This window comes from uncultured Tenacibaculum sp., from assembly GCF_947498805.1.
Lineage (GTDB): Bacteria > Bacteroidota > Bacteroidia > Flavobacteriales > Flavobacteriaceae > Polaribacter.
Genome location: NZ_CANMLT010000010.1, coordinates 24,057 through 44,193 on the forward strand (window position 1 = coordinate 24,057; position 20,137 = coordinate 44,193).

General features: G+C 32.9%; 17 protein-coding genes. 9 read left to right on the plus strand and 8 right to left on the minus strand.

Going from position 1 to position 20,137, the window contains the following annotated elements:
- Nucleotides 1-5 precede the first annotated feature (5 nt).
- From Q0873_RS16745 to miaA, 5 genes are read left to right on the plus strand one after another with little or no spacing between them, the layout of a single operon-like run.
- The gene (locus Q0873_RS16745; RefSeq protein ID WP_299109535.1) at nt 6-1,247 is read left to right on the plus strand and encodes a DUF1015 domain-containing protein; all 1,242 of its coding nucleotides are present in this window, start codon (nt 6-8) and stop codon (nt 1,245-1,247) included.
- Between the two features lie 15 nt (nt 1,248-1,262).
- Nucleotides 1,263-1,931, plus strand: a complete 669-nt coding sequence (locus Q0873_RS16750; protein WP_299109537.1) for a YggS family pyridoxal phosphate-dependent enzyme — start codon at nt 1,263-1,265, stop codon at nt 1,929-1,931.
- Nucleotides 1,932-1,976: 45 nt separating this feature from the next.
- Nucleotides 1,977-3,074, plus strand: coding sequence for an exonuclease domain-containing protein (locus tag Q0873_RS16755; RefSeq protein ID WP_299109539.1), 1,098 nt, complete (start codon nt 1,977-1,979; stop codon nt 3,072-3,074).
- Nucleotides 3,075-3,102: 28 nt separating this feature from the next.
- Nucleotides 3,103-3,918 (plus strand): ion transporter, encoded by an 816-nt coding sequence (locus tag Q0873_RS16760; RefSeq protein WP_299109540.1) that lies wholly within the window; start codon nt 3,103-3,105, stop codon nt 3,916-3,918.
- Nucleotides 3,919-4,830, plus strand: a complete 912-nt coding sequence (miaA, locus tag Q0873_RS16765; RefSeq protein WP_299109541.1) for a tRNA (adenosine(37)-N6)-dimethylallyltransferase MiaA — start codon at nt 3,919-3,921, stop codon at nt 4,828-4,830.
- A 40-nt stretch (nt 4,831-4,870) separates the two neighbouring features.
- Here miaA and dsrP read toward each other — a convergent pair whose 3' ends face one another.
- The 6 genes from dsrP to Q0873_RS16795 are packed head-to-tail and all read right to left on the minus strand — an operon-like array spanning nt 4,871 to nt 11,124.
- Complete coding sequence (dsrP, locus tag Q0873_RS16770; RefSeq protein ID WP_299109542.1) at nt 4,871-6,088, minus strand: sulfate reduction electron transfer complex DsrMKJOP subunit DsrP; 1,218 nt, start codon at nt 6,086-6,088, stop codon at nt 4,871-4,873.
- 11 nt (nt 6,089-6,099) lie between these two features.
- The gene (locus Q0873_RS16775) at nt 6,100-7,227 is read right to left on the minus strand and encodes a 4Fe-4S dicluster domain-containing protein (protein WP_299109543.1); all 1,128 of its coding nucleotides are present in this window, start codon (nt 7,225-7,227) and stop codon (nt 6,100-6,102) included.
- 7 nt (nt 7,228-7,234) lie between these two features.
- Complete coding sequence (locus tag Q0873_RS16780; RefSeq protein WP_299109544.1) at nt 7,235-7,861, minus strand: multiheme c-type cytochrome; 627 nt, start codon at nt 7,859-7,861, stop codon at nt 7,235-7,237.
- Entirely contained in the window at nt 7,861-8,550 is a 690-nt protein-coding gene (locus tag Q0873_RS16785; RefSeq protein ID WP_299109546.1) for a nitrate reductase cytochrome c-type subunit, read from the minus strand. The genes Q0873_RS16780 and Q0873_RS16785 overlap by 1 nt, the downstream gene beginning before the upstream one ends.
- A 3-nt stretch (nt 8,551-8,553) precedes the next feature.
- Nucleotides 8,554-10,881, minus strand: a complete 2,328-nt coding sequence (locus Q0873_RS16790; protein WP_299109547.1) for a molybdopterin-dependent oxidoreductase — start codon at nt 10,879-10,881, stop codon at nt 8,554-8,556.
- Nucleotides 10,882-10,884: 3 nt separating this feature from the next.
- Nucleotides 10,885-11,124, minus strand: a complete 240-nt coding sequence (locus tag Q0873_RS16795; RefSeq protein WP_299109549.1) for a hypothetical protein — start codon at nt 11,122-11,124, stop codon at nt 10,885-10,887.
- A gap of 274 nt (nt 11,125-11,398) precedes the next feature.
- On the opposite strand from Q0873_RS16795, the gene Q0873_RS16800 reads away from it, so the two are divergent.
- From Q0873_RS16800 to nadB, 4 genes are all read left to right on the plus strand, one after another.
- Complete coding sequence (locus Q0873_RS16800) at nt 11,399-11,737, plus strand: LysR family transcriptional regulator (RefSeq protein ID WP_299109551.1); 339 nt, start codon at nt 11,399-11,401, stop codon at nt 11,735-11,737.
- Between the two features lie 71 nt (nt 11,738-11,808).
- A complete protein-coding gene (locus Q0873_RS16805) occupies nt 11,809-13,089 on the plus strand; it encodes an acetyl-CoA hydrolase/transferase C-terminal domain-containing protein (RefSeq protein WP_299109554.1) in 1,281 nt (426 codons plus the stop codon).
- Between the two features lie 136 nt (nt 13,090-13,225).
- Complete coding sequence (gene nadA, locus Q0873_RS16810; RefSeq protein WP_299109557.1) at nt 13,226-14,152, plus strand: quinolinate synthase NadA; 927 nt, start codon at nt 13,226-13,228, stop codon at nt 14,150-14,152.
- Complete coding sequence (nadB, locus tag Q0873_RS16815; protein ID WP_299109559.1) at nt 14,153-15,736, plus strand: L-aspartate oxidase; 1,584 nt, start codon at nt 14,153-14,155, stop codon at nt 15,734-15,736.
- On the opposite strand, the gene Q0873_RS16820 is transcribed toward nadB, so the two are convergent.
- The gene (locus tag Q0873_RS16820) at nt 15,706-16,905 is read right to left on the minus strand and encodes a hypothetical protein (protein WP_299109561.1); all 1,200 of its coding nucleotides are present in this window, start codon (nt 16,903-16,905) and stop codon (nt 15,706-15,708) included. The two genes, nadB and Q0873_RS16820, sit on opposite strands and share 31 nt — an antisense overlap.
- Nucleotides 16,905-20,057 carry a cytochrome c biogenesis protein CcsA gene (gene ccsA, locus Q0873_RS16825; RefSeq protein ID WP_299109563.1) on the minus strand — a complete coding sequence of 1,051 codons (3,153 nt, stop codon included), beginning with the start codon at nt 20,055-20,057 and terminating at the stop codon, nt 16,905-16,907. Before ccsA ends, Q0873_RS16820 begins: the two co-directional genes overlap by 1 nt.
- Nucleotides 20,058-20,137: the final 80 nt, after the last annotated feature.

The following is a 20,137-nucleotide window of genomic DNA, read 5'->3' on the forward strand; positions in this document are numbered from 1 at the left end:
TATATATGGCTATTGTTAAACCCTTTAAAGCTGTTAGAGCTACCAGAGATAAAGTGGCATTAGTATCTTCAAAATCATATGAAATTTATGATACGGAGAACCTAAATGCTAAACTTGACTTTAATCCGTATACGTTTTTACATGTAATTAATCCTGGTTATAAATACCACAAGCAAGATGTTACTGGAGAACAACGTTTTAAACTGGTTCACAATCGCTATTTAGAATTTAAAGAGGATGGTATCTTCACCCAAGATGAAAAACCTGCGTATTATTTGTATCAAAAAGTAACTCCTACTCATACATTTTGTGGAATTATTGCTGCTACTTCCGTAGAAGATTATCACAATGATACCATAAAAAAGCATGAGAGTACTTTAAAAAAACGTGAGCTTCTTTTTGAAAATTATTTAAAGAATACAGGATTCAATGCAGAACCAGTACTGCTTACCTACCCTGACAATACTTCCGTAGAAGAAATTATTCAGAAGTATAAAAAAAATAGAGCTGAGTATGAATTCTCAACCACAGATAAAGATTTTCATTTGCTTTGGGTTATTGACGATGAACAAGATATAAAGAAGATTAATGAAGCTTTTCAAGCTATAAATACCCTTTATATTGCAGATGGACATCATCGTTCTACTTCTTCATGTTTGTTAGCTCAAAATTTAGCTAAAGAGAATCCAGACCATACAGGTAATGAAAATTATAATTTCTTTATGAGTTATTTATTACCTGAAAGTCAGTTGAGTATATATGAGTTTAATCGATTTATTAAAGATTTAAATGGATTAACTCCAGATGAGTTTCTTATTGAATTAGATACTTATTTTAGAATAGAAAATAGAGGTCAAGAATTATACAAACCCAAAGAGAAGCATCAATTTAGCATGTACTTAAATGGAGAGTTTTATGCACTTCATTTGCGTAAATCTGCCTATGAATTTACAAATGCTTTAAGTGATTTAGATGCACATATCTTATATACAACCGTTTTAAAACCTATTTTAGGAATTGATGATATTAGAGATGATTCTAAGATCATTTATTCTCAAGATAAATCTGATGGATTAGAACTTAAAACTAAAGTAGATAAGGGTGACTTTAAAGTCTCTTTTGGGATGCTTCCTACTACAATCGAAGAACTAAAAGGTATTGTGGATGCTGGCTTAATAATGCCGCCAAAAACTACTTATATAGAACCTAAATTAAGAAGTGCTTTAACTATTTATGAGTTTTCATAGCACACAAAGAAATATATGATTACTGGAATTAAAGAAAATCTTCAAAAGATAAAAGAATCATTGCCTGAAAATGTAACCTTGGTTGCCGTTTCTAAAACAAAGCCCAATGCAGATATCCAAGAGGCTTATGATGCTGGGCAGCGAGTGTTCGGAGAAAATAAAATTCAAGAAATGGTAGGCAAGTATGAAGCTTTACCAAAAGATATTGAATGGCATATGATTGGACATTTACAAAGAAATAAGGTAAAATACATGGCTCACTTTGTGAGTTTAATTCATGGTGTTGATAGCTTTAAAACCTTGGTAGAGATAAATAAGCAAGCTAAAAAGCACGACAGAGTAATTCATTGCTTATTACAAGCGAGAATTGCGAAAGAAGACACCAAATTTGGACTTACTTTTTCTGAAATTGAAACTATTTTAGCTTCAGAAGAATTTCAGGAACTAAAAAATATAAAAGTTGTAGGGCTTATGGGAATGGCAACTTTTACAGATGATCAAGCTCAATTACAAGAGGAGTTTTCTTCTTTAGCTAACTTCTTTAGTTCAAATAAGGGAAAATACTCTAATCTAACTACTTTATCAATGGGAATGAGCGGTGACTATCCGCTAGCCATCGAAAATGGTAGCAATATGGTTAGAATAGGTAGTTCTATTTTTGGAGTTAGGAATTATATTGCTTAGATTTACCCTAATCAGCTAACTTAAATAAATAAAAAAGAGAAAGAATTGTACGCAATTTTAGATATTGAAACGACAGGTGGAAAATTTAATGAAGAGGGAATAACAGAAATAGCCATATATAAATTTGATGGTCATCAAGTAGTTGACCAGTTTATAGGACTAATTAACCCTGAGAAAGAAATTCAAGAATTTGTTGTAAAACTTACCGGAATAAATAACAAAATGCTTCGTAATGCTCCAAAGTTTTATGAAGTAGCTAAACGTATTGTTGAAATTACAACAGATTGTATCATTGTTGCGCATAATGCCAGTTTTGATTACAGAGTTTTAAAAAACGAATTTAGCAAACTAGGATATGAATTTAAGCGTAATACTTTATGTACAGTTACCCTTAGTAAAAAATTAATTCCTGATGCTCCTTCACATAGTTTAGGAAAATTATGTAGACACTTAGGCATTCCTGTGGCAGATCGTCATAGAGCAAATGGTGATGCCATGGCTACTGTGAAACTTTTCAAGTTACTTTTAGAAAAAGATACTAATAAAGAGATTGTTCAAGAGTCTATTAAGTATTTTGACAAAAGAGAGGTTAAGCAAAAAATAGATAAAATCTTAGACAAACTTCCTGAAAGACAAGGACTTTTTTACGTTCATAACGAAGAAGGAAATATCATTTTTATAGGTAGAGGAACCAACTTAAAATATGAAGCCAACAAGCTTTTCTTGAAAACTACTCGAAAGGCAGAAAAAATATTAAAAAGGTTACATGATATTACCTTTGATGAAACTGGTAACCTTTTATTTACAAGACTTAAATATTATTTAGAATTAGAAAGGTTGAAACCTAAGTATAATATTATACGAAAGCGCAAGCACAATTTAAATGGTTTTAATCATAGCGATATGATTATCGTAGATAAAGGTAGAATCCCAGAAGAAAACGCTGTTATTTTAATTGAAAACAACGAAGTTATGGGATACGCTTTCACCAATCTAGCATACCAAGAAAACAAGTTAGATGTATTAAGGTCTATGCTTACTCCTGTTGAGCATAAACAGCTTTCTAAGACTATTATTAAGAACTACTTACTAAAAAATAAGGTTTCAAAAATCATTAGATTAGAAGTTGAAAATAATTTGTAATATTGTTTAAATTCCTAAATTTTTCTTGTTGAAACAACAAAAAAACAAAGACTGGAAAAACAAACTTCATGAAATCATTTATGAAGCCGATACTCCTGCTGGTAAATTATTTGACATTGTTCTTCTAATTGCCATTGTGGCTAGTATTATACTAGTAATGCTAGAAAGTGTGGACTCAATCCATACTAAGTATGACGCATTTTTAGATATTTCAGAATGGATTATTACTATTTTATTCACTATTGAATATTTTGCTAGAATCATCTCTATAAAAAGACCTTCTAGATATATTTTTAGTTTTTACGGAATTATAGATTTACTATCTACCTTACCTAAGTATTTAGCTATTATCTTTACAGGAACTCATAGTTTAGTTGCTTTGAGAGCCTTACGATTATTAAGGGTATTCAGAATCTTAAAATTAGCTCGTTTTATTGGAGAGTCTAATAACTTTATAAGAGCCTTAAAAGCAAGTAGAGCTAAAATTGGAGTCTTCTTATTTTTTGTTTTAATACTGTGCATCATTTTAGGAACGGTAATGTATTTAATTGAAGGAGGAGATAATGGTTTTACAAGTATCCCAAGAAGTGTATACTGGGCTATTGTAACGCTTACTACCGTTGGATATGGTGACATTGCACCACATACTCCTTTCGGGCAATTTGTAGCAAGTATTATTATGATTCTTGGTTATGGTATTATTGCAGTACCTACCGGAATTGTAACTTCAGAAATGACAAAAGCTAGCATTGATACAAATACGCAATCTTGTCCAAATTGTTTACATGATGGGCATAAAGATGATGCAGAATTTTGTTATAATTGCGGAACAAAACTGAATTAAATGTCGCAAGAAAATACTCTGATTACAATTGTAGGTGCCACAGCCATTGGTAAAACGGCACTAAGTATTAAACTAGCACAGCATTTTGGCTGCGATATCATTTCTTGTGATTCACGTCAGTTTTATAAAGAAACTACTATTGGAACTGCTGTTCCTGATGCTGAAGAACTTGCCGCAGCACCTCATCACTTTATACAAAATAGAAGTATTTTTGAAGATTATTCTGTTGGTCAATTTGAGAAAGATGCTCTGGTTAAATTGGAAGAATTGTTTGAAAAAAATCCTGTTCAAATTATGGTTGGAGGAAGTGGTTTGTATGTAGATGCTGTTTTAAAAGGATTGGATTATTTTCCTGATGTTGCTCCAGAAATTAGAGTACAACTAACTTCTGAACTTGAAGAAAAAGGCATTGAACACCTTCAGAATAGGTTAAAAGAATTGGATATAGAAAGCTATGAAAGTATTGCTATAGACAATCCACATCGATTGATAAGGGCTTTAGAAATTTGTATTGGCACTGGTAATACCTATTCTTCTTATAAAAACAAACCAAAAGCTCCTCGTAAGTTTAACTCTATTAAAATTGGATTGACAGCAGATAGAGAAATTATGTACGATCGTATTAATCGTCGTGTTGATATTATGATGAACAATGGTTTGTTAGCAGAAGCCAAAGCTGTGTATCCGCATAAAAGCTTAAATGCGCTACAAACTGTTGGGTATAGAGAATTGTTTGAGTTTTTTGACGGGAATTTCACTAAGGATTTTGCTATTGCTGAGATCAAAAAAAACACTAGAAGGTTTGCCAAACGACAAGGAACTTGGTTTCGAAAAGACCAGGATATTTTATGGTTTGATTTTCAAGACAACGTACAACATATTATAGAAAAAATAAAAAGCAGGCTACTCTAAGTTAGCCCACTTTTTTAAAGAAACCTATCACCGTCCCTAATTATCCCTTATACCTCAATTTACCCGTTTCTATTCCTATAGCTGTTTTTGCTAAAATGGTAAATATTAAAGCACCTAGCGCCCAAATACCAAGTGTTACACCTATTTCAATACCCGTTGGTGTATATTCAGCTATTTTACCATATGGTCCTGGAATAAAACCAGGAACAATTAATCCAAAACCTTTTTCAATCCATATTGCAATAAACAAAATGAAACATGCAAAGTATAAGACCTTTAAATTGTTTCGAAGTTTATGAAAAGTTAATATAACCGTAGCTAATACATTTAAAGAAATAGCGGTCCATATCCAAGGTAACAAAGCTGTTTTACCATCTAATCCAAAAAACAAGTAATAAGCACTTTCACTATGATGCGTAGGTGCATAAAACTCTTTGAATAACTCAGATATCAACATAATTATATTAATCTGAGCCGCCACCGTAACTACCATTGCTATTTTCTTAATGGTTTTATCTTGAATCTTAAATGCCGTAAATGTTCTAATAATTGCTAGCACCAAAATAATCAGTGCAGGTCCAGCAGCAAATGCAGAAGCTAAAAAGCGAGGTCCTAATAACGCATTGTTCCAAAACGGACGTGCTTGTAACCCTTGATATAAAAATGCTGTTACTAAGTGAATTCCTACTGCCCAGAATACTGATAAAATAGCTCCTGGTACATACACACTTTTTTTAGACTCTTTTCCTTGATAATGTCTAAATAAAATATAAAACGGTATGGTTATATTTAAAAACAAGTACCCATTTAAAACAATTACATCCCAAGTAAGCATTGAGTTAGGAAAGTTAAACACTCCAATTCCTGGTAACATATGCCATAATACAGAAGGTCCACCCATATCTGCAATTACAAAAGCCAAACACATAATTAGCGCTGCTACTGCAAGCCCCTCACCTATCAATACGGCTTGTTTAAAATCAATATCTTTTAATACATATGTAGGCATTACCAACATTACCGCTGCGGCTGCAACTCCTACCAAAAATGTAAAGTTAGAAATGTACAATCCCCAACTAACTCTATCTGTCATTCCAGTAACACTTAATCCATGTTCTAATTGAATAGAGTAACAATACATTCCAATTAACATTACAAAAGTCAAAAATGCCATCCATAAATGATAGGTTTTTGAGCCTTTAGTAATGGTATCGAAACTATCTATAATTAAACTTTTAAAAACTTTAAGTTGTTTCATCTCTATATTTTTTAATCCATGAAGTACCAGAACTTAGGTTCTGTTCCTAAATCTTCTTTTAATCGAAATACTTTTTTGTTCTCTAAAACCCATCTAATCGTACTATTTGGGTCTAATAGGTTACCAAAAATCCTTGCTCCTGTAGGACAAGCTTCTACACATGCTGGATTTTTACCAGCCCTAGAGCGTTGCACACAAAAAGTACATTTCTCCATTACACCTTTTTTACGAAGACGGTTTCCTAAATAGTGCTGATTCTTATTAATTTCTTCTTCTGGAACTTCAGGTTTGCTCCAATTAAACCTACGACCATCATATGGACACGCTGCCATACAATACCTACATCCAACACACCAATCATAATCAACGACTACCAGTCCGTCATTTTCTCTCCATGTTGCTTGTACTGGACATACCTCAACACATGGTGGGTTATCACAATGGAAACATTGAGTTCCCATGTAAAAATGTCCTTCTGCCGGTACTTCATGGTAGTAATTATCATCAGCTTCATTAAAATTAAATCCTTTACCATCTTTCATTTCATGGATACGGATGTATTGCATTTGCGAATTTCTGTCTTGGTTATTTTCCTCAACACATGCACTTACACAATCCATATACCCTTGACATTTAGAAATGTTAAAAGCATACCCAAACAATACATCGTCTTCAGCATTTTTAGAAGACATATTAATGGTTTTACCAGTTCTTAGTTGGTATGAACGCACCAACCTATCTACCGTTGCTTGCTTCTCCTCATCAGTCATTAGTTTATAGTTTCCTTTAAACTGTTCTTCCCAATCTATTTGTGCTTTTTCTTTAGATGTATCACTCGAAACTACACTTGTACAAGATGATACCGCTCCTGCTCCTATTAATAAACTTGCTGTTAGCTTTTTAAAAGCTGAACGCCTGTCCATTTTTACATCAAACACTTGATCAAATCCATCTTTACGTCGTTCTTCTCCAATAGATGCGTTTACTGCAGCTTCATAAAACTCTTGTTCTGTTAGTTCTTCTTTTTGACTATGAGAATTACATCCTCCTGATGTTTTTCCGCAACCACAAGAGTTATTCTTTTGTTTATGTTTACTATTTAGGTTTAGAGTAAACCATTTTTTACTGTTATTGCTCATGCCTAAATTATTTACGTTCCTTAATTTTTTGTGTATTGAATCTTGCTGGCCATTTTGTTTCAAAACTTGGTGAATGCGGATTATGGCAATTCACACAGGTCAAAGAAGCTCGTGGTGGTGCCCAACTTTCAATACGTTTTCCATGTGCTCCTCCTGTCCAATCTTTATATTGTTGTTGATGACATTGACTACACAGCTTGTAACTCTTATTAAAATCCACTCCATGCCCAGTAATACTTCTTAACTCATCCATATTAGCACTATTATGACAAGTGATACAATTCATTGTTGTAGATTCAGCATGATTTAGTTTAATATTCCAATGTGCCTTCTTTATATCTTTTGTTTGCATTTTAGCCAAAGGCTGTGTATGACATTCTGTACACTTATAAGATTTTATTTTATCTTTTCTTGTTGGAATTAAAAAAGTGATTTCATTTTCGGTTACTTCAATCATATTCATCCCATCAATGTATTTATCTGATGAAATGGAAGTTCCTTTATAATGTTTACTTTCTGCTTCTATTTTATCTGTTATACTATGATATTCATGTTCCTTATGCTTACAAGAAATACTAAGTAGCAATAATAGAATAAGGTAGCCTGCTTGTTTAATAGTTGTAGTATTCTTCATTAGTTCCCAATTTTTCTCATGAAATCTCCAACATCTACAGTAACCTTGTTATTAGGTACGTGACATTGACGACAATTAACTCGTTCTGGATGTGAAACCCTAATTTCTTTAGGTGCACTCGGTCCTGCATGACAAGCCAGACAGTTTTCTCTCAATTGTAATTGATGCGGAATTACAGGTGGACTCCCTGCCAATGCATTGTTTATTCCTGCAACAGGAGTTGTACCCCTCTTAAAATTCGTTTCCTTGAATAAAGAATTTGTTTTCTCTGGAACATGACACTGGCGACAATTAATCTTTTCTGGATGTGGGGTAACGGGAGTATATGCTTTGTATTTTTCTACATATCCACCATTTTCATGACATTTTAAACAACTATTATCTCCCATATCTCGTTCGCTATTTACCGCATGCGGAATACTAGGTGGTGCCCCGTGAAAAGCTCTATTATCATAATAGTTTTTCATGGTACGTTGATGCTGCTCATCAATGGGCATCTTTGTATAATCTAAGGCATGTTTTGAACGTTCAAATACTCCAGACTCTGAAGGAATAATTGGAATTGGTCTATTATTTTCTATCGGAACATATGCTTCCTCTTGTCCTGCATAATAGCTATAATTCCATATGGTAATAAATGCTATAAACAAGACTATAAACAGTGATATTATACCTAATCGTTTTCTCATAACCTAGGCTTTTTCAACTTTAACTGCACACTTCTTGTAATCAGGTTCTTTTGATATAGGACAAAAAGAATCTAACGTGATATCATTAATCAACATATTCTCATCAAAGAAAGGAACAAACACTTGCATAGGTTCTGGCACCCCTCTTTCATTTACAGATGCTGGTAAAACAATCTCTCCCCTACGTGTAGTTAATTTCACTTTGTCTCCGTTTCTAATTTGCATACGTTTTGCATCTTCCGGATTTAACTCAACATAGGCATGTGGCATGGCTCTATGCAATACAGGGATTCTTCTAGTCATAGATCCTGTATGCCAGTGTTCTACTACACGTCCTGTATTTAACCAATATGGATATTCTTTATCTGGTTCTTCAGCCGCTGGTTCATAAGGACGTTCCCAAATAATAGCTTTTCCATCAGGCTTTCCATAGAAATGAAACTCTTCTCCATTACTACAAGCTGGATCATATTTAGCATTAAATCGCCATTGAGTAGATTTTCCTTCTACATAAGGCCAAATAGCTCCAGACTGCTCTTTTAACACCTCTAATGGAGCCATATTATGTTTTTTCCCTTTATGGAACTTACGATACTCTGTATAGATTTCTTCAATATGAGTCTCTGGCTTGTAATAAAACTGTTTTTCAAATCCCATACGTTTTGCTACTTCTATCAATTGCCAAGTATCACTCATAGCTTCCCCCGGAGGTTGTACCATTTGTTCAAAGTATTGTGTTCTTCTTTCAGAGTTTCCATACATTCCCTCACGTTCTACCCACATGGCTGATGGTAAAATAACATCGGCGATATCAGTAGTTGGTGTTGGGTAAATATCTGAAACTACTATAAAACGTCCTTCTTTCTTTGCTCCATCTCGGTAACGTTTCAACTTTGGCATTGTTACCATTGGATTGGTTACTTGAATCCACATAAATTTGATATCTCCACGATCTAATGCTCTAAACATTTCTACCGTATGATAGGTTGGTTTTGGTGCAATATTCTCTACAGGAACATCCCAAATTTTTGCTGCAAACTCACGATGTTTAGGATTCATTACCACTCCTTTTGGTAATTTGTGTGTTAATGTTCCTACTTCTCTTACGGTACCACAAGCTGATGGTTGTCCTGTTAAAGAGAATGGACTATTTCCTGGTGTTGAAATTTTTCCAGTTAATAAGTGGATATTATAAATTAAGTTGTTCATCCAAGTTCCTCTTGAATGCTGATTTACTCCCATACACCACAAAGACATTACTTTCTTATTCGGATCCCCATAATAGGCTGCCATGTATTTAATATCCTTAGCAGAAACTCCTGATATCTGTTCTACTTTCTCTGGTGTATAATCTTCTAAGAAGTTTTTAAACTCGTCAAAACTTATGCCTGATGGTTTGTCTTTGAATTTATAATTATCTTCTAAACCATATCCCATATTGGTCAAGCCCTTCTTAAAGTTACAATGCTTCTCTACAAAGGATTGATTTACCCAACCATTTTTTATAATCTCATAACATATAGCATTTGCTACCGCTAAATCTGTTTGAGGTTTAAATATGATAGATTTATCGGCCGCCATACTAGTACGTGTTGTACGTGTAGCAAAATCGATAATTTTTACGCCTCTCTTTAATCGTTGATCTAGCAAACGAGAGAATAATACTGGGTGCATTTCTGCCATATTATTTCCCCATAAAAAGAATACATCTGCATGATCTATATCTTCATAACATCCCATAGGCTCATCCATACCAAAAGATGTTAAGAATCCCGTTACAGCACTTGCCATACATAAACGAGCATTTGCCTCTACGTTGTTAGTTCCAATACATCCTTTAAAGAGTTTAGAAGCTACATAACCATCTGGAATAGTCCATTGACCAGAACCATAAATGGATACAGCATCTTTACCATGGTCTTTAATCGTTTCCTTCATTTTTGAAGCAATTAAATCTAAAGCTTCTTCCATAGAAGTTTCAACGTACCTTCCATTCTTCTTTACCAAAGGTTTTGTTAAACGATCTTTACCATACATAGACATTACTGAGTGGTACCCTTTAACACAGCATAAACCTTTATTTACACTAGATTTTGGGTCTCCCTTAACAGCTACTGCTTTGCCATCTTCTACACCTACCAAAACACCGCACCCTACTCCACAAAATCTACAAGGTGCTTTTTTCCAATCTAAATTTCCTCCTTTTGGTAAGTTTCTTTCCTGTTCTCCAGCAAACATAATACCTGGAAACATGGTAGCTGCAGCTGTCATTGCTGAAAGGACAGCCATTTTCTTTATAAAGCTTCTTCTATTTGTTGTTGAAGTATACATGGGCTAGTTTTTTTTAGGTGTATTAAATCCAGAAACCATCGCTAGTAGTTTTAAGCTCTTTACGGTTTCTAATCGTTGTTTTAAAATATCTTCTTCTGCCTTGGTTTCGGTCTCTGTTACAACCACAAGAATGTCTTTGTTTTCCGCAGGGATTATTTCACATTCTTTAATTGAAGACAACTCATTAATGAGCTCATTCTTTTTTCCTTTATACGGGTGTGCTAAGTAACTTTTAATAGGCATATAAATACATGTAATAATTTATATCAAATTAAGGAAATGAGAAACACAACCAACATGACATTTATCATAAAACACACTGATAATCAATACGCTATATTTTTAAAGAAATAACGTTTTTGTTTCTATCCCGTTATTTTCAAGAGATTATCTCCTTTGAAATTTAATCGTATTCAACCTAATTTATTTTGATTATAAATAGCATCACAAATGATAAATATCATAATCTTTCAGCCGCTACAGCTTTAATTTTATTTCAATAATTAATACGAAGATCATGTATAAAATTAAAAGTAGAATTTGGGTAGAAATTGATGGACAGATGTTTTTAGGAGAAGGAAGAATACAACTTTTAAAATCTATAGAAAGAACCAAGTCTTTATCTAAATCGGCTAAAGAACTTAATATGTCATATAAGAAAGCTTGGAACCTAATTGATTCGGTCAATAAAAAAGCCAAAGAGCCTGTAGTTATTAAAAGTACCGGTGGATCTGGTGGTGGAGGTACCACTGTTACCTCATATGGAAAACAACTCATTCAGCTCTTTGAAACAATTACGGATAAGTCTTGGAAGTTTTTCGATAAACAAACAGAGAAAATATTCTCAGAAATTTAGTTTCATGACTTATATCATGTAATAACTTTAGATAAGGCTAGACCTTTGTATAAAATTATAAACAAGAAGTAATGGCAAATGATTTAAAGATTGTTTCGGCTAAAGAAGCAGTATCAATTGTAAAATCTAACGATAAAATTTTCTTTCAAGGAGCTGCAATGACTCCTAATGTATTAATTGATAATTTATGTGAGCGATACGAAGATCTTACCAATGTTGAAATCATTCAAATTCATACACACGGGCAAGCAAAATACCTAGAAGCGCCTTATTCTAATTCCTTTAAACTGATTAGCTGTTTTGTAGGAAACAACGTTAGAAAAGGGGTAAATACGAATAATGGAGATTATGTTCCTATCTTTTTAAGTGAAATACATTGGCTTTTTAGAAGAGGAATATATCCTTTAGATGTTGCTTTTATTCAAGTTTCTCCTCCAGATAAACATGGATATTGCTCTTTAGGAGTTTCTGTTGATATTACCCTCCCTGCTATACAAACAGCTAAAGTGGTAGTTGCTCAAATAAATCCGAATGTTCCAAGAACACATGGTGATGGTATTATTCACATAAAAAATATTGATTATGCTGTTGAAGTAAATTCACCTATTCATGAATCTATTACAGGAACCCCTTCAGAAATAGAATCACAAATAGGAAAGCACGTAGCTGAATTAATAGATGATGGAGCTACTTTACAAATGGGTATTGGTAATATTCCGAATGCAGTATTACATAATTTAACCAATCATAAACGATTGGGAATTCATACAGAAATGTTTTCTGATGGTATACTTCCTTTAGTAGAAAAAGGAATCATTACCGGTGAGGAAAAAGAAATCAAAACGGGTAAAATTGTAACCTGTTTTGCTGTAGGTTCTCAAAAACTATATGATTTTATTGATGATAATCCACTTGTACATTTTAAAGAAGCAGGATATACAAACGACACATCACTTATAAAGCTAAATCCAAAGGTAACCGCTATTAATAGCGCTATTGAAATTGATTTAACAGGACAAGTTTGTGCAGATACCATTGGAAAATATCAATATTCTGGTGTAGGTGGTCAAATGGATTTTATTCGTGGTGCTTCTTTATCTAAAGAAGGAAAAGCTATTATTGCCATGCCATCTATTACCCCTAAAGGAATTTCTAAAATTACTCCTTTCTTAAAAGAAGGAGCTGGTGTTACTACCACAAGAGCACATGTACATTATGTTGCTACGGAGTATGGCGTAGTAAATCTATTTGGTAAAAGTTTAAAACAACGTGCTAAAGCCTTAATATCTATAGCACATCCCAATTTCAGAGAAGAACTAGAACGAGAAGCTGCTAAACGTTTTTCACTATAACCCCCACCCCTTTATAAAACTCCATATTCAAATTAATGATATGGAGTTTTTTTAATTCCCTCTTCTTTCATGATATATATCATTTTTAAGAAGATACAAGCTTGATAATTTCGTAGTCTTAATAGTACTGAACAAAATGAATTTAATTGATAAGATAAACCGGTTAAAAAAGGAAAAGAACGCAATCATATTAGCACACTACTATCAGGATTCAGAAATACAAGACATTGCTGACTATGTTGGAGATAGTCTAGGCCTATCTCAAAAAGCTGCTGAAACCGACGCGGATATTATTGTTTTTGCTGGAGTTCATTTTATGGCGGAGACGGCAAAGATTTTAAATCCGACTAAAACGGTTGTTTTACCAGATTTAGAAGCGGGATGTTCTTTAGCCGAATCTTGTCCTCCAAAGGAATTCAAAACTTTTATAAATAAACATCCAAACCATACCGTAGTAACCTATGTTAATTGCAGTGCTGAAGTGAAAGCATTGACCGATATAGTTTGTACCTCATCAAACGCGTTAAAAATCATAGAATCTATTCCTAAGGAAACGCCAATCATATTTGCTCCAGATAGAAATCTAGGGAAATACCTAATCAAAGAAACTGGTAGAGATATGCTACTTTGGGATGGAAGTTGTATAGTACATGAGGCTTTTTCTATTGATAAACTTATTGAACTACATAAACAATACCCAGATTACAAAATTATAGCGCATCCAGAGTCTGAAGAACATATTTTAAAAACTGCTACTTATATTGGTTCTACCGCCGGTATGATAAACTATGTTAAAAAGCATTCTGATCAAAAATTTATTGTTGCTACCGAAGCTGGTATTCTTCATAAAATGCAACAAGAAGTTCCTAATACAGAATTAATACCTGCCCCAGCCAAAGAAGATAATACATGTGCTTGTAGTGAATGTGCTTATATGAAAGTAAACACACTACAAAAACTATATGATTGTTTGCTAAATGAACATCCGCAAATAAATGTTTCTGAAAATATTAGAACAAAGGCTTTAGCTCCAATTGAGCGAATGCTTGAACTTTCAAAATAAATGATAAAAACTAATTATTTAGTAATTGGATCAGGTGTTGCCGGATTAACTTTCTCTATTAAAATAGCTGAAGAGTTCCCTGATAAAATAATTACCATAGTAACTAAAGGAAATGAAGATGAATCAAATACAAAATATGCTCAAGGAGGTGTTGCTGTTGTATTAGATAATAAAGAGGATTCTTTTCATAAACATATTGAAGATACTCTAATTGCTGGTGATGGTTTATGCGACAAAGCCGTTGTAGAATTGGTAATTACAGAAGGGCCTCAACGTTTACATGAATTGATTCATTGGGGCGCTAATTTTGATGTAAAAAGCAATGGAAACTTTGACCTAGGTAAAGAAGGTGGACATTCTGAGTACCGCGTGGTACATCATAAAGATATCACGGGTTATGAAATTGAAAGAGCCTTAGTTAAGCGAGTAAATCAACTTAAAAACATTACAGTTTTAACACATCACTTTGCTGTAGACCTAATTACCGAACACCACCTTAAATTAAAAAAGAAGCGTAACTTATCATGTTACGGTGCCTATGTCCTAAATCAAAAAACAGAAGAAATAATCACTATAAATGCGCAAAATACCATACTAGCTTCAGGAGGAATTGGTAGTGTGTATGGACACACAACTAATCCAACAATTGCCACTGGAGATGGTATAGCCATGGCATATAGAGCAAAGGCTACAATTAAAGACATGGAGTTTGTTCAATTTCATCCAACTGCAATATACACTTCAGAATATGGTTCTTCTTTTTTGATCTCTGAGGCTGTCAGAGGTTTTGGAGCCTATTTACGCGATAAAAAAGGAAATCGATTTATGCCTAACTATGATACCAGGGCTGAATTGGCTTCTCGAGATATTGTTTCTCAATCAATAGACAAAGAATTAAAAAAATCTGGAGATCCCCATGTTTATTTAGATTGCACACATCTAAATACTGAAGACTTTATAAAACACTTCCCTACTATATATCAAAAATGTAAAAGCTTACAGATTGATATTGCTAAAGACTGGATTCCAGTTGTTCCCGCTTCTCATTATTTATGTGGAGGAATTATAGTTGATGAAAATGGTAGTACTAGTATTTCAAATTTATTTTCATGCGGAGAAACTTCCAGAACTGGCTTACATGGAGCCAACAGATTAGCCTCAAATTCTTTATTAGAAGCTCTGGTATATGCGCACAACATATTTAGGTTTCTTTCAACACAGACTGCTCAGTTTCTTCCTGTTGAAATTCCAGCTTGGAATGATGAAGGAACTAAAATTAATCAAGAACATATTCTAATTAAACATAACCTAAAAGAATTACAATCATTAATGCGTAATTATGTTGGTATTGTACGAAGCAATAACCGACTAAGAAAAGCAATTACCAAGCTTCATGTTATTCATAAAGAAGTTGAAGAACTATACAAAACTTCAAAAAAAAATACCTCTCTTTGTGAATTAAGAAATATGGTTAATGTTGCTCATTTGATCATTCATCAATCATTAGAAAGAAAAGAAAACAAGGGTGGCTATTTCAATATTGATAATGTTAATCACGATCTTAATTGCTTAACAAAAAGATAAGTAATTAAAACTAAGAATAACATACTTGCAAACAATAGATAATGGTTAAAGTAATAACTCAAATTGAGATTTCTCCAAACAACTATTCCTTTATAAAAGATTAAGACTTCTGTAATTAAAAAAACTAGAAGGTACATTACCACCATTCTTTTCGTGAGCTGTAAATACTTATAAAGTTCTAAAAACCCAAGTAAACTTAAGCTCACAATTCCCAAAAATATCCAATGTATATAGCCTATAACAAAATCTATATATGAAGAAACGACCTGTGCTAAATAAGGTATCATCCCAATTATTTGCATTGCTAATTTTATAACGAATAGTATTACAACTGTTTTAAATACAAGTACTAAAACATTCGAAAAAGCATTAAGTAACTGTTCTTTTTGTTTGTGTATCTCTTTTAGTAGAATTGTAAAAGCTATTATTTGAAATAGTCCTCCTATACCTGCAATTACATTAATTACATAGCCTAATTTCATCCATAAAATGGATATTAAAAAAGTAACTATAATTCCAATATTAAAAAGTAAAAAGAAAGGTTTAAACACTTTTCGTGGAATATAAAGTCCTTTTAATTCAAAAACTCTTAACAACAAACCTACTAAGCCTAGTATAAACCATCCGTTATATTGAAAGTGTAAATAAAAATAGATCGCGTTTCTATACCAACTAGAGCTTTCTCCTAATGTATTCATTATTGCTCCTAAAGCCCATGGTCCAATACTAGAAATAATCATATACCACAATGCCAATTGGATGCATTTATAAGAATTTGTCTTTTTCAGTTCTTTTGGAGTATACTTAAAAACTAAGTAACCAAAAAAGTAAGAAGCTATAATAAACAAACTTGAAAAAACTATAGAGAACAATGCATAACCAGTAAACGGAAAAGTAACTAGCATTCCTATGATAGTGAATTGTGTACTCCAAAAGACTCTAAGGTACTTTCTCTCTATGTTCGCCTTTTTTAAATACAGCTTGTATATTAAAATCATGAATGCTGTATATACCCAACCTAAAAGGGCTATATGAGAGTGCGCATGTACAATATGACGATAATTAAAGTCAATTTCTATAACTGAAAAACAGCGTAACAACACTCCTAAAAGAGTTATTAGCAAAAAATAACTCAATGCTATTACGCTATGTTTCTTAAGAATATTCATTATGCTTTTTTACGTACCATTTTTTGTTTGTACACCACTAAAATAGTTAGTAAAAGCATGCTACAAAAAATTACATATACAAAATTGGGCACAGGTATTGGATCACCGGAAGCATAACTATGCAGTCCAGATAAGTAATAATTTACACCAAAAGAAGTCATTATTATAGACCCAAACGCAAACATACTTGCGGTATTTAACACTAGAAAGTTATTGAGTTTTGGTACAAATCGTAAGTGCAATACAATAGCATATACAATTATACTAATTAGAGCCCAAGTTTCTTTAGGGTCCCAAGCCCAATAGCGTCCCCAACTTTCGTTTGCCCATACACCTCCTAAAAATGTACCAATAGATAGTGTAAACAAGCCAATCGTCATGGATAATTCATTGATATAACTAAGCTCCTTAACTTTTAATTCAATAATAGATTTATTCTTTGTTGTTTTGAATAGCATGAGTAACAAAGCCATAATTCCTAAAACTGCCGATAATGCTAATGGAGCATAACTACTAACAATGGTGGCTACGTGAATTTTTAACCAATATGATTTTAGTACAGGCATTAAGTTTGTAATCTCCGGGTTTAACCAATCTAAATAACTCACAAATAGTAAGGCTCCTGTAAATAGCGTAGCTAAAGGCAATGCAAAGTCTGATTTTCTAAAAGTTATCAATCCACTTAACAACAAACACCAAGCTACAAAAATCAACATTTCATACCCATTACTCCATGGTGCATGTTGGGCTACATACCATCTTAAAATGATATTAAATGTAAAAAGTAAAAATGCTACTAAAGTGATTAGAATTAAGGCATTCCAAAAGAGGTTTATCGACTTTTTATGTATAAACATCTTTATAATGGCCAAAACTAAAAGTAACAGCCCTACCACAAAAAACACTTGAAACAACCAAAAGTTAATGTTCGCCTTATTATACCATAATTCAGCTTCTACTCTACCAGTTGTGGGAATAATATCAGCTGATAATACTTCTTGATACTTTTTGATATATGCTATTTTTTGAAGAGCTTCTTTAAAATCCTTCTGGCCTAAATCCTTAAAATAACTTTGTAAAATAGTCTGTGCAAAGCGTCCATCTTCTTCTGTAAAATCATTAAAATGATGATTGTAACTATACCAAGTATTATTCTCATCTCCTTTCTTCGGAAAAATCTTCAAATAGTTTCCTGTAAACAGATTGTATAAAATATTAAAGCGCTCATCAATCTTTAAAACTTCTTTATCAAACTCATTGCGTTCAGCAGGTTTCTTCTTATTTGCATTTTCAACTTCGTTTGATAACAAATAGTTTCCTTCTTTATCTAAAAAACTAATAAAAGCATACAATCCGTTTTTACCTTCGGGTATATTCTTCAATATACTACCAACTTTATCTGTATCTGCTTTTATAATAGGGATTCGTTGCCATATTTGAGGTAGCATATGCATTCCTAAGAATACTTGATTTACATCAAGTTGTATCACTTTATCACCCATTGGGTATTTAAAACTTGATTTTCGTGAAATCTTTCGAATACATTCAGAAGCTAAGGTATTTATAGGTTTAATACGACCATCTAAATCCTGTACCAATAAGCGTCCAAATACCTCTGATTGTTGTTTATCTATTTCTAAAGAAGAAACTAACTTTTCTATGGTTACTTTCTTTGGAATCGAGTCTTGCTCCATGTTAGCAAATGCTGAAGCGCTTACCGTAAAGAAAAGTAATATTATAGCAACGTTTGTTTTAAGTTTTTTTAGCTTTTTGTTAATGAGTTGAAAACGTGAAGCTTTTCCAAAAAATGTAAAAAACATTCCAATTCCCATAAGTAAATACCCTATATAGGTTATCCAGGTCCCTAAAAAATCATGATTTACAGAAAGTACCGTTCCACGCTCATCTGTATCATAGCTCGCTTGAAAAAATCGGAATCCCTTATAATCTAATACATTATTCATAAAGATTCTATAATCAAAGGTTTCTTCTGTGTCTATTACGGTTACTTCACTAGCATATGCCGAAGGACTGGAAGATCCAGGGTATCTTTCTAATTGAAAATCGTTTAACTTTATTGAAAATGGAGTTTGTATAGCTCCTGCACCATAAGACAATACTACCTCTGTTCCATCTTTAAAATCTACTTGATGTTTAATAGGTAAAAAGCCTTCTCTGTATAACAAATTAACTTCTTGAGTTTCTCTTCCAACTGTTACATTTACAATTAAAGCATCATCTAAAGAAGCATCATTGTCTGTTTTGTTTTCTATTGAACTTATCAGTTTAAACTTTCCCTTAGGGTGATAAGAAGTTGGAACAAAGGAAAAATCGCCCGATCTGAATAAGGTTCGTAACGCAATTTCTTGCAAACTATCTTGTTTTATACGTCCTGCCTGTTGACTAGACATGATAAAGAAATCAATTGGATGAGGTGCTTTTATTTTAAACTTTCCGTTTTCTTCAATTATATTAATAATTCCTTCTTTATCAGCTTCAAAACCAACTTCATGCTGATGTTCTCCTACCCTTTCAATTTCACCTTTCTTTAAATATACTGTATTCCTTCCATTTCCCGTAGTTGTTACCATTTTAAGCAATGCAACTCCATTAATACTGTCTGTAATTACTTCAGGAGAAGCATCTGCTACATATTCTTTAAATTCAATTGAAACAGGAAGTTTTCCTAAGATTTCATTGATTACAAAATGATTATCGGCTAAGGGTGAAAATTGTAACTTCTTTTGAATATTTATATGCGCTTTATCTTTTACAAATGTTCCTGTTAACAGTTTCGTATCAGAAATAATCACATTAGAAGTAGCTCCCTCTCTTATACGCATAATACCACTATAGGAAGTATAACGTGTTATTCCTGCACCTAACAAAACAATTACAAAAGCTATATGAAAAAGAAAAATTGCCCATTTACGTTTGGCAAGTAAATTGTACTTGAAAATATGCAAAAAGAAACTTATTGCCAATCCCAACATAACTATTTCAAACCACCAAGCATCATAAATGCTGGCCCAAGCTACAGCAGTTCCATAGTCGTTTTCTACAAAGGTTGCAACTCCCATGGCTGCACCAAAAATGAGCAATAATAGTAACGCTAATGAAGATGATGATAATATTTTATATAGTTTTTGCATATGTTACTTATTTAAAAAAGATAATTTTTAAAGAGGCTCTCTAAAAATTATCTTTTTAAGTGTTAGTACTGAAATAATAA

What these genes read in the sequence shown, in the direction of transcription:
- dsrP (WP_299109542.1), bottom strand. Translation starts at nt 6,088, where the DNA reads ATGAAACAACTTAAAGTTTTTAAAAGTTTAATTATAGATAGTTTCGAT.
- Q0873_RS16750 (WP_299109537.1), top strand. Translation starts at nt 1,263, where the DNA reads ATGATTACTGGAATTAAAGAAAATCTTCAAAAGATAAAAGAATCATTG.
- nadB (WP_299109559.1), top strand. Translation starts at nt 14,153, where the DNA reads ATGATAAAAACTAATTATTTAGTAATTGGATCAGGTGTTGCCGGATTA.
- Q0873_RS16820 (WP_299109561.1), bottom strand. Translation starts at nt 16,905, where the DNA reads ATGAATATTCTTAAGAAACATAGCGTAATAGCATTGAGTTATTTTTTG.
- Q0873_RS16800 (WP_299109551.1), top strand. Translation starts at nt 11,399, where the DNA reads ATGTATAAAATTAAAAGTAGAATTTGGGTAGAAATTGATGGACAGATG.
- miaA (WP_299109541.1), top strand. Translation starts at nt 3,919, where the DNA reads ATGTCGCAAGAAAATACTCTGATTACAATTGTAGGTGCCACAGCCATT.
- Q0873_RS16805 (WP_299109554.1), top strand. Translation starts at nt 11,809, where the DNA reads ATGGCAAATGATTTAAAGATTGTTTCGGCTAAAGAAGCAGTATCAATT.
- Q0873_RS16795 (WP_299109549.1), bottom strand. Translation starts at nt 11,124, where the DNA reads ATGCCTATTAAAAGTTACTTAGCACACCCGTATAAAGGAAAAAAGAAT.
- Q0873_RS16775 (WP_299109543.1), bottom strand. Translation starts at nt 7,227, where the DNA reads ATGAGCAATAACAGTAAAAAATGGTTTACTCTAAACCTAAATAGTAAA.
- nadA (WP_299109557.1), top strand. Translation starts at nt 13,226, where the DNA reads ATGAATTTAATTGATAAGATAAACCGGTTAAAAAAGGAAAAGAACGCA.
- Q0873_RS16780 (WP_299109544.1), bottom strand. Translation starts at nt 7,861, where the DNA reads ATGAAGAATACTACAACTATTAAACAAGCAGGCTACCTTATTCTATTA.
- ccsA (WP_299109563.1), bottom strand. Translation starts at nt 20,057, where the DNA reads ATGCAAAAACTATATAAAATATTATCATCATCTTCATTAGCGTTACTA.
- Q0873_RS16785 (WP_299109546.1), bottom strand. Translation starts at nt 8,550, where the DNA reads ATGAGAAAACGATTAGGTATAATATCACTGTTTATAGTCTTGTTTATA.
- Q0873_RS16790 (WP_299109547.1), bottom strand. Translation starts at nt 10,881, where the DNA reads ATGTATACTTCAACAACAAATAGAAGAAGCTTTATAAAGAAAATGGCT.
- Q0873_RS16745 (WP_299109535.1), top strand. Translation starts at nt 6, where the DNA reads ATGGCTATTGTTAAACCCTTTAAAGCTGTTAGAGCTACCAGAGATAAA.